Raw genomic sequence first — 8,999 nt, 5'->3', positions numbered from 1 at the left:
TCGGGCGAATAAGGCTTCGTGGTTCTTTGCTTTCTATGTTCCATAACAGGCAATTCTCCGAGAGTTTTGCCCTCCGGTAAAGACGGGGCGGTTCACGCAGCGTGGATTGCGTCAACTCACCTCAAGACTGCATTAATCCGGAGATTAGGCGTCTTGCACGGCAAACCGCCCGCCGTTTAGCCCAAACCTGTCGGCGTAAGAAAAGCTGATAACCGCAAGTGTCGCACAAGGTTGAACGGAAACCTCCAGCGTTCAAGCTTCTGAACCCACACAGTGCCCGCCAACGTGCAACAAAGCAGCAGGAATGTGTGCCTAGTTGTGAGATAGCGTGGCAAAGACCGAATTACTTTCAGTCAGAAGCGCATTTCCAGAAGGATATGGCGGAGAGACAGGGATTCGAACCCTGGAGACAGTTCCCTGCCTACACACTTTCCAGGCGTGCGCCTTCGACCACTCGGCCACCTCTCCGTTGGGCGGAGTTATACCGAGTACACCGCCACCTGCAATAGGTGATTTCATGCCAGATGAAGGTTTATCCGGCGGTTCTGGCGACCTTTTTTCTCGATCTTGCCGATCCGCAGCTGACCGATCTCTGCGGTCGAGCGCACATGGGTGCCACCGCAGGGCTGTAGATCCACCTTGGCTGCATCGGTGCCGATCTGGACAAGGCGCACACGGCCCTGCCCTTTGGGCGGCTGGACGGACATCGTTTTGACCAGACCAGGGTTGGCGGCCAGTTCTTCGTCGGTGATCCAGTGATATGAGATCGGATGATCTGCCGCGACCAGCGCGTTCAGGGCGGCCTCTAACGCGTCCTTGTCTTCGGGGCTGTCTTCCATATCGAAATCCAGACGCCCTTTTTCGGTGCCGATCGCCCCGCCCGTCACTGGCAGTGGCACGACGACGGACAGCAAATGCAGCGCGGTATGCACACGCATGTGGCGGTGCCGGCGTTCCCAGTCCAGATGCTGGGTGACTTGGGTGCCAACAGCGGGCAGACGCGCCGGTTCAGCGGGCAGCAGCACAATCTGGTTGCCCTCGCCCTTGATGGTGGTGGCGATCTCAAGGATCTGACCCGCCCATGTCAGGTTCCCACTGTCCCCCGGCTGGCCACCGCCAGTCGCATAAAAGATGCTACGATCAAGAACGATGCCCCCTTCGTCCGTCACAGCTGTCACCGTGGCGCTTGCGTCGCGCAGATAGGGATCGCTCTGGAACAGGGTCTCGGTCATGTGTCGGTGCCTTCCTGAGGGTCTTGCAGGCCTTGCGGCGGTTGTTCGGGCGCAGTTTTCAAGGGCTCTGCGGGGGCAGCCGCTGCGGGCGCGCTGCGCATCCAGACATCGCGCTGGGGGAATGGAATCTCGATCCCTGCTTCTGCGAAACGGCGGGCGATTTCATGGTTCATGTCTGACCCGACATTCAGCACCCAGTTTACATCACGAATGATAGCCCTGATTTCAAAATCCAGAGAGCTGTCCCCGAAACCTTTGAAATAGATAAAGGGCGGCGGCTGGAGCAGCACCATAGGATGTTCTTTGGCGATCTCCATCAGGATGGCCTCGACACGGCGGGTATCCGTGCCATAAGCGACGCCCACAGGCACGATTACGCGGCCGATCGAATTGCCACGGGTCCAGTTGGTCACCATGCCGCTGACCAGATCAGCGTTGGGCACAATCACATCGGTGCGGTCAAAGGTCTCGACCCGTGTTGAGCGTACCGAGATCGAGCGCACGTAACCCATCTTGCCGCCAACTTCGATCCAGTCGCCTTCGCTGATCGGGCGTTCAATCAGCAGGATAATGCCCGAGACAAAGTTGGACACGATGTTCTGCAAGCCAAAACCGATGCCCACCGATAGGGCACCTGCCACAATGGCCAGAGACGAAAGGTCCAGCCCTGCCCCCGTGATCGCAGCCAGCGCAGCCACGAACACACCGATATAGCCGACGCCTGAAATGACAGCGGTTTTTCCACCCACATCCAGCCGCGTCTTGGGCAATACGATGTTGCGCAACATCCCTTGGACCAGACGCGTCACGCCAAAGCCAATCGCGAAGATAATCGCAAAGCTCAGGAAGTCCGAGGGCGAGATCGTTGTCTCGCCGATCTGGAAGCCAGCGCGGAATCGGGCCCACAACTCGGTCAGGTCAGAGATGCGCGCCCCCCAGATCAGCGCCAGCGGCGGGATCGCGGCAAAGGCCAGCAGCACACTGGCAACGACAGGAAACAGGCCTTCGTCATCATCCTCAGGATGGTTGGTGATCAGCGTAAAAAGATCACGCACCAGCGTTTGCAGGATGCGCACCAGCGCCATGAGGCCAAGGGTTAGGATCGTCGGAAACAGCAGTTGTTCAGCAGCATTCCGGTAGCCGACCATTGCCAACAGAGGCGAAAGGAAGGCCACAAGCGTAACCACCCGCAGCAAAAGCCCGAACAACTGGTCCAGATAATTGGGCGCTTCGGTCTGACCCTCTGCCGGATGGCACATCCCGCCGCGCAATGTACGGGCCAGACGGTACAGATAGAATGACGTCACCAAACTCAGCGGGAAAAGCGAAACCGACATGGCCGCTGCCGCCGCCCCTTCCCGTTCGCCGATGGTCATGGCGATGGCATAAAGCGCCGTCAGGAAGGCCAGAATACTAGCGTTGCGCCGCGCAGGCTTTAGACAAGCGGCTTTCAGGTCCAGCAAGGCCCGCCCTTCGCCGGAAGGAAACACCATCGCCGCCAGCCAACGGCCACCCATGACAATCGCTACGGCACCGATCAGGTCCCCAAGCAGATCATTCCCGCGCGGTCCGGCCACATTTGCAATCCGCACCGCCGAGACCAGAATGACGATCCCCAAAAGTGGCAGTGCAATCTGGCCCAAGGAAATGCCAAAGCCCCAGACCCCCGGCCCGCGCTTGAAGCGCTGCCACGCCAAACCTGCAAGGTTTTCAACCCACGCAGGGGCGCGCAAGATCAGCACAAGGGCGACGATCACGAGGGCCAGTGCGGGCAGCAAGCTTTTGCGGAAATCGGCGCGCACCTCGTCGGCGCTGAAGCCTTCCTTGGTTTCGGCGGCCACATTGCGCACGTAATCCAGCGCGGTCTTGCCAGCCACGGGCCAATTCACAGGGTTCAGCGGCGCAGGGTCCAGCGAGGTCAGCTTTTCCGCCTGACGCTTGCGCAATAGCCCGTCAATTTCCCCGATCAGACCATCGGCGCGGCTATAGGCCTCGTCCGCGCGGACACGCGGCACCTCAAGATCATCTAACTGCTTTTGCAGATCAGCGCGGCGGGACGCGATTTCTTTTGGTTCAGAGCCGCTTTCCGGCACCTGCCCCAATGCAGCGATCTGCGCTTTAAGCGTCGTAATCCGTTCCTGACTGGCGGATTGTTCCCGTTGGAACTGGCTGCGGTAGTCCGAGATTTCGGCCCGCAGGGTTTCCAGATCACTTTCCTCGGCCCAGTCCTGATCCAACACCACTTCGGCGCGGTTCGCCGTTTTGGTCCACGCGTCATAATCGGGACCGCTTTGCGCAAAGGCCCCAAGCGGAAGCATCAGGCAAAAGACGAGCCCCAGAAGGGCCCGCCGCAGGATGTCGAAGGCTTTAGCCGTCAACAAACACCCCCGGAATGCTCTTCGGGCCGGTGCTTAGCCAGCCGGGAACCGGCAGACCTTTTTCCTGAAGGAATTCAGGGTTGAACAGCTTGGACTGGTAGCGGGTGCCATAGTCACACAGGATGGTCACGATGGTGTGGCCCGGTCCCATTTCCTTTGCCATACGGATCGCACCGGCAATGTTGATGCCAGAGCTGCCGCCAAGGCAAAGCCCCTCTTCCGCCAGCGTATCAAAGACGATCGGCAGCGCCTCTTCGTCGGGGATCTGGTAGGCGAAATCGGGGGTGAACCCTTCAAGGTTTGCGGTGATCCGGCCCTGACCGATGCCTTCGGTGATCGAGCCACCTTCGGCCTTCAGCTCACCGCTGGTGTAGAAGCTATAAAGCGCCGCGCCCAAGGGATCGGCCAGACCAACCTTGACGCCTTTGGGCTGTAACGCCTCGGCCACACCGGCCAGCGTACCACCCGAACCAACGGCGCAGATGAAACCGTCAACCTTGCCGCCGGTCTGTTCCCAAATCTCGGGGCCAGTGGTTTCCACGTGCGCGCGGCGATTGGCAACGTTGTCGAACTGGTTTGCCCAGATCGCGCCATGAGGCTCGGACTTGGCCAGTTCTTCGGCCAGACGGCCCGAATAGCGCACGTAGTTGTTCGGGTTGCGATAAGGCGCGGCAGGCACCTGAACCAGTTCGGCACCAGCCAAACGGATCATGTCCTTCTTTTCCTGAGACTGGGTCTCGGGGATCACGATCACCGTGCGGAAACCCATCGAGGCGCCAACCAGCGCAAGGCCGATACCGGTGTTACCCGCGGTGCCTTCGACGATGGTGCCTCCAGGCTCCAGCAGGCCTTTTTCCAGCGCGTCCTTAATGATGTAGAGCGCAGCGCGGTCTTTGACCGACTGGCCCGGGTTCATGAACTCACACTTGCCGAGGATGGTGCATCCGGTCTCTTCGCTTGCTTTACGCAGCTTGATCAGAGGGGTGTTTCCGATGGCTCCGGCCAAATCCTGTGCAATCCGCATCATGCGCCCTTTCGTATTCTGACGGATAATCTCTAGGGGGGTCTGCGGGTGAACTCAAGCAGCTAGGCGCAAACGATCACGCGCCCGTGCCAACCAAAGACCCAAATGGCAGGTGGGATAGGCGCTGATCCGGTCGTTATCAATCATCTGCATGAAAGTGGTGAAGTCGAACAAATGGCTGCGAATATCTTCGGCCTCGGCCTCTTCGCCAGCAACGCCGACGATCTGGTCGGGCAAATCCGCAATTCCAACAAAGAAATTATAGTGTTCGCTGGAACAACCAGGCGATGGATAGCCGCGCCCCGCCGAGTGCAGCGCCAGTAGATCAAGACGCGCCTCTTCCACGGCCTCACGGCGGGCAGCCTGTTCTGGTGTCTCACCCGGATCGATCCGGCCCGCGACAGGCTCTAGCGTCCAAGGATGGGGATCGCCGCGGAAATGGGGACCTGCGCGAAATTGTTCGATCAACATCACCCGATCCCGTTTCGGATCATAGGGCAGGATCAAAACCGAATCTCCCGACATAAAGGTCGCGCGATTCACCACTGGGCTTTGCCCGCCTTCGTGTTTGGCAAAGCTCAGATCCTCTTCCAGCACCGAGAACCAGTTGGTGTAAGGGGTATGGCGGCGATGGGTGTTCACCTGAGCCTGTGTCATGCCAGAAGGCGTCAGCGCACTGGGATAGGTTTCAGCCGTCACCCGCGAGGCCGCCCGCATCCGGATCGCCGGAAAGCGCTGACCGATGGTCAACGGATCGACCAGCCCGAAGGATTGCATTACTTCCTCAGCCGCATAGAGCGAGATTTGCGCCCAAGTGGCCTGCCACGCGCTCAAATCCCACGGCGCACCGGGAGTATCGTTCACAGCTTCGGGGAAATAGCACAGGGCCTCTTGCGGGCCGGATGCGGTCTGAACCGTGACCTTCGCAAGGTAATAGCCAAAGGCCGCCTCATAGAAATCCAGCCGCGCCCGCGCCGCATCTGACAAACCGGTCAGCAACTGCCCCTGCGCCGCTGTCCCCTCAGCCCCCAAAAGCAGCGGGTAGCTTTGCCCTGCAGCCCAGAAAACCGCATGATCCAAAAGGTTTGCGGGAACAAGTTCAGCCTCCTCGCCCGCGATCATTCGGGCAAGAGGCGCATGGCACAGGGTGCCATAAACAAAAATATCGGTCATAGAATTACTTCCAGTTTCGCGATGCGACTTCGCTGGCAAAACCTGTCATGATGGCCCCCGCGATCAATGGCAGCAGCACACCCGGTGTAGACAAGGCGATCAGGTCCTTCAGCGCGATGTCGAAGATCGCAAGCAATGCTTCCAAAGCCGTGTCATATTGGTTGCGCAGGGTCCGGCGCAACATCTCGTGGGCGCCAATCGACAGAAACAACCCCACCACCAGAACGATCCCGCCGGTAATGCCCGTCGAGGCGGCAAACTGCCAGCCCCGCCCACTGCGCGGTCCCACCACCAGCCAGCCGGTGGTGATCCCGATGAAGACCGCCGTAATCTCGATAAAATTCGGAAGCACCAAGTTGTCGGCACTGATGGCCGCGCCGCGCATCTGGAACGCAAGCACCAGTCCGGTCAAACCAAGAAAGATTGCTGCGATCAGACGGGCGGCTGTGGGCATGAGGTCAGGATGGCCTTTGGACTGTAATCTGGGTTACGTCGCAAATACCCCCTCGGAACGATCCCGCGCAAGACGTAAGGTAGAAATCCCACATGCGCTTGAACCGTTCATCAAAGCCCAATTTCTGGATATCCGCCCATTTCCGGTCAAAAACCTCATGCCAGCGGCGCAAGGTCAGGCTGTAGCTTTCCCCGAATTCCAGCGTCTTTGCCAGCTTTAGCCCCGCGCTTTCGACCTCGCCTTTCAGAACCGAAGGCGAAGGCAGCATACCACCCGGGAAGATGTATTTCTGAATGAAATCAACGCCTTTTCGGTAAGTATCCCAACGGCGATCCTCAACAAGAATGATCTGGATTGTCGCCTTGCGTCCCGGACGCAGGTTCTTGCGCACGGTCTCGAAATAAACCGGCCAGTATTTCTGCCCCACGGCCTCGAACATCTCAATGCTGGCGATGCCGTCGTAGGTGCCCTTTTCGTCGCGGTAATCCTGTAACTTAAATTTTACCATATCCGAGAGCCCCGCCTTGGCGATGCGAGCTTGGGCAAAGTCGAATTGCTCTTTGCTGATCGTGAGGCCCGTAACCTTCAGCCCCCGCTCTTTCGCGGCATATTCGGCAAAGCCACCCCAGCCGCAGCCGATTTCAAGCACATGATCGCCGGGCTTTACGTCCATCTGATCAACCATAGATTTGTACTTGGCGATCTGAGCGGCCTCTAGGCTTTCCTGACCAGTGGCGAAGATCGCGGACGAATAGGTCATCGTGTCATCCAGCCAAAGGGAATAGAAATCATTCCCCAGATCATAGTGATACGAGATGTTCTTCTTGGCCTGCTTCTTAGTGTTGGACTGCATCCAGAACCGGAATTTCTCTAGGACGCGGACAAGGCCCTGCCCCGGAAAACCGTCATAAATCTGATCATTCTTGTCGTGGACCAGGTCCATAAAGGCTTGCAAATCGGGCGAAGACCACCAGCCGTCCAGATAGGAATCGCAAAAGCCCAGATCGCCTTCGCGGATCAGACGGGCAAACGTGTCCGGATTGTGGATGTGAATTTCGGCAACGGGCCCTGCGATCTGGCCTTCAGCACGGAACACGCGGCCATCGGGCAAACGGATATCCAGACGCCCCGCGCGCATGCCCTTCACCATCTGGAAGACGGCGGGGAAATATCGGGGCAAATCGCGCTGTCCACTCGTATCAGTCAACACCATCAGAGCGCACTCCTCATCATACTCACAGGCTAAGGTACTGTTTCCCCTTGGGGCAAGCATCTGGTTCATTGTTTCAGAAATCCCGTGTCTCATAGGCGGAAAGCGCCCGCTCGCGGCCTTTGTCGGCGGCAACGATGGGCTTTGGATAGGCATCATCGGGGGAAAGACCCCAGCTTTCGGGAATCGCCTTAAAGTAGTTCAAAGCGTCCTCATGGGGTCGGCTGCGCCCTTCGGCGATCCAGCGGCTGACGTAGTCGCGCTGGGGGTCGAACTTGTCGAGTTGCGTGACAGGGTTGAACACGCGGAAGTAGGGCGTGGCATCGGGGCCAGAGCCTGCGGACCATTGCCAGCCCATTGCATTCGCGGCGGGGTCCCAATCGATCAGGCAATCCTCAAACCACTTCAGGCCAATCTTCCAATGACTCAGAAGATGTTTGGTCAGATAGCTGGCCACGATCATCCGCCCGCGATTGTGCATGCGGCCTGTGACGTAAAGCTCGCGCATGGCGGCATCTACGAATTGGATGCCAGTCCGGCCCTGCTTCCATGCGATGACCTCATCGGTCTCTGCTTCGTTCCACGGGAATTTGTCCCAATCGGGTTTCCAGTTGCCGGTTGCGATATGGGGGGTGTGCCACAGCAGGTGATAGGCAAACTCGCGCCATGCGAGTTCCTTCATAAAGGTCTCGGCCCCTTTTGAGCCCTCTTCCCGCTTGCGCAAAGCCGCGTGCCAGCATTGGCGCGGGCTGATCTCCCCGAGCGCCAGGTTCTCTGACAAGCAACTGGTGCCATCCCGATCAGGGCGGTCGCGGTCGGTGTCATAGGCATCGACCTTTTGCTGCAAGAACAGGTCTAATCGCTGCTGCGCAACCTCTTCGCCAAGCTGGACGAAGGGGCGCACCACTTCCGCGCCGCGCCGCATGGCGGCACCAAGCGACCAATCGGCCAAGCTTTCGCTTTCGGGCCAACTGTCCGGCGCCTTCAGGGATGAGATCGCCCCAAGCGGCTGCGCCACATCCACCGCGCGCACATTCTTCCAGAAGGGGGTGAAGACCTTGTAGAACGCACCCTGCCCCGTCTGCACGGTCCAAGGCTCGAACATCAGGTGACCATCGAAACTGCGCGCCTCGATCCCGGCGTCCTTCAGAGCGGCTTTGACCGCAGTGTCTCGGGCGGTGCCTTCGGGGTCATAGGTACGCGACCAGTAGACTGCGCTGGCGCCCGTTTCTTTCACCAGTGCGTTGAGGCATTCCAAGGCCGCACCGCTGCGAAAGATCAAACGCGATCCGATCTGTTCCAACCGCGCGGCCATATGTTCCAGCCCCAAACCCAAACGCCATTTGGGCGCGGCCCCTAGGCCATCGACCAACTCATCACGGATGAACACCGGAACAACCGCCCGCCCCGAGGACATCGCCGCCCACAAGGCCGGATGATCCGACAGGCGCAAATCTCGGCGCAGCCACACTAGTATCGGAGAATGCTCGGACACGGGACCTCACTGCTTTTTATACTGGTACGCAGG

7 protein-coding genes and 1 tRNA gene are annotated in these 8,999 nt (G+C 59.0%); all 8 read right to left on the bottom strand.

Annotated elements, in window-relative coordinates:
• Nucleotides 1–378 precede the first annotated feature (378 nt).
• Nucleotides 379–468 (bottom strand) — tRNA-Ser (locus CLV74_RS17390).
• A 47-nt stretch (nucleotides 469–515) separates the two neighbouring features.
• Nucleotides 516–1,232, bottom strand: coding sequence for an alanyl-tRNA editing protein (locus tag CLV74_RS17385; protein ID WP_106267295.1), 717 nt, complete (start codon nucleotides 1,230–1,232; stop codon nucleotides 516–518).
• Complete coding sequence (locus CLV74_RS17380) at nucleotides 1,229–3,610, bottom strand: DUF3772 domain-containing protein (protein ID WP_106267293.1); 2,382 nt, start codon at nucleotides 3,608–3,610, stop codon at nucleotides 1,229–1,231. Before CLV74_RS17380 ends, CLV74_RS17385 begins: the two co-directional genes overlap by 4 nt.
• Nucleotides 3,600–4,634, bottom strand: coding sequence for a cysteine synthase A (locus CLV74_RS17375; protein WP_106267308.1), 1,035 nt, complete (start codon nucleotides 4,632–4,634; stop codon nucleotides 3,600–3,602). The genes CLV74_RS17380 and CLV74_RS17375 overlap by 11 nt, the downstream gene beginning before the upstream one ends.
• 54 nt (nucleotides 4,635–4,688) lie before the next feature.
• Nucleotides 4,689–5,807: an NUDIX domain-containing protein gene (locus CLV74_RS17370; protein WP_106267291.1), complete on the bottom strand. Its 1,119-nt coding sequence runs from the start codon at nucleotides 5,805–5,807 to the stop codon at nucleotides 4,689–4,691.
• A gap of 4 nt (nucleotides 5,808–5,811) precedes the next feature.
• Nucleotides 5,812–6,261 carry a TrgA family protein gene (locus CLV74_RS17365; RefSeq protein ID WP_106267289.1) on the bottom strand — a complete coding sequence of 150 codons (450 nt, stop codon included), beginning with the start codon at nucleotides 6,259–6,261 and terminating at the stop codon, nucleotides 5,812–5,814.
• A 4-nt stretch (nucleotides 6,262–6,265) separates the two neighbouring features.
• Nucleotides 6,266–7,474 carry an SAM-dependent methyltransferase gene (locus tag CLV74_RS17360; RefSeq protein WP_106267287.1) on the bottom strand — a complete coding sequence of 403 codons (1,209 nt, stop codon included), beginning with the start codon at nucleotides 7,472–7,474 and terminating at the stop codon, nucleotides 6,266–6,268.
• Nucleotides 7,475–7,547: 73 nt separating this feature from the next.
• Entirely contained in the window at nucleotides 7,548–8,966 is a 1,419-nt protein-coding gene (locus CLV74_RS17355; RefSeq protein ID WP_106267285.1) for a cryptochrome/photolyase family protein, read from the bottom strand.
• Nucleotides 8,967–8,999: the final 33 nt, after the last annotated feature.

Origin of the sequence: Donghicola tyrosinivorans (genome assembly GCF_003003355.1) — a bacterium.
Classification (GTDB): Bacteria; Pseudomonadota; Alphaproteobacteria; order Rhodobacterales; family Rhodobacteraceae; genus Donghicola; species Donghicola tyrosinivorans.
The sequence above is the reverse complement of the archived record's forward strand: the minus strand, read 5'-3'. Positions and strand labels throughout refer to the sequence as shown.

Coding starts and splice junctions, on each gene's coding strand:
- CLV74_RS17375 (WP_106267308.1), bottom strand. CDS start 4,634: ATGCGGATTGCACAGGATTTGGCCGGAGCCATCGGAAACACCCCTCTG.
- CLV74_RS17360 (WP_106267287.1), bottom strand. CDS start 7,474: ATGGTGTTGACTGATACGAGTGGACAGCGCGATTTGCCCCGATATTTC.
- CLV74_RS17370 (WP_106267291.1), bottom strand. CDS start 5,807: ATGACCGATATTTTTGTTTATGGCACCCTGTGCCATGCGCCTCTTGCC.
- CLV74_RS17365 (WP_106267289.1), bottom strand. CDS start 6,261: ATGCCCACAGCCGCCCGTCTGATCGCAGCAATCTTTCTTGGTTTGACC.
- CLV74_RS17385 (WP_106267295.1), bottom strand. CDS start 1,232: ATGACCGAGACCCTGTTCCAGAGCGATCCCTATCTGCGCGACGCAAGC.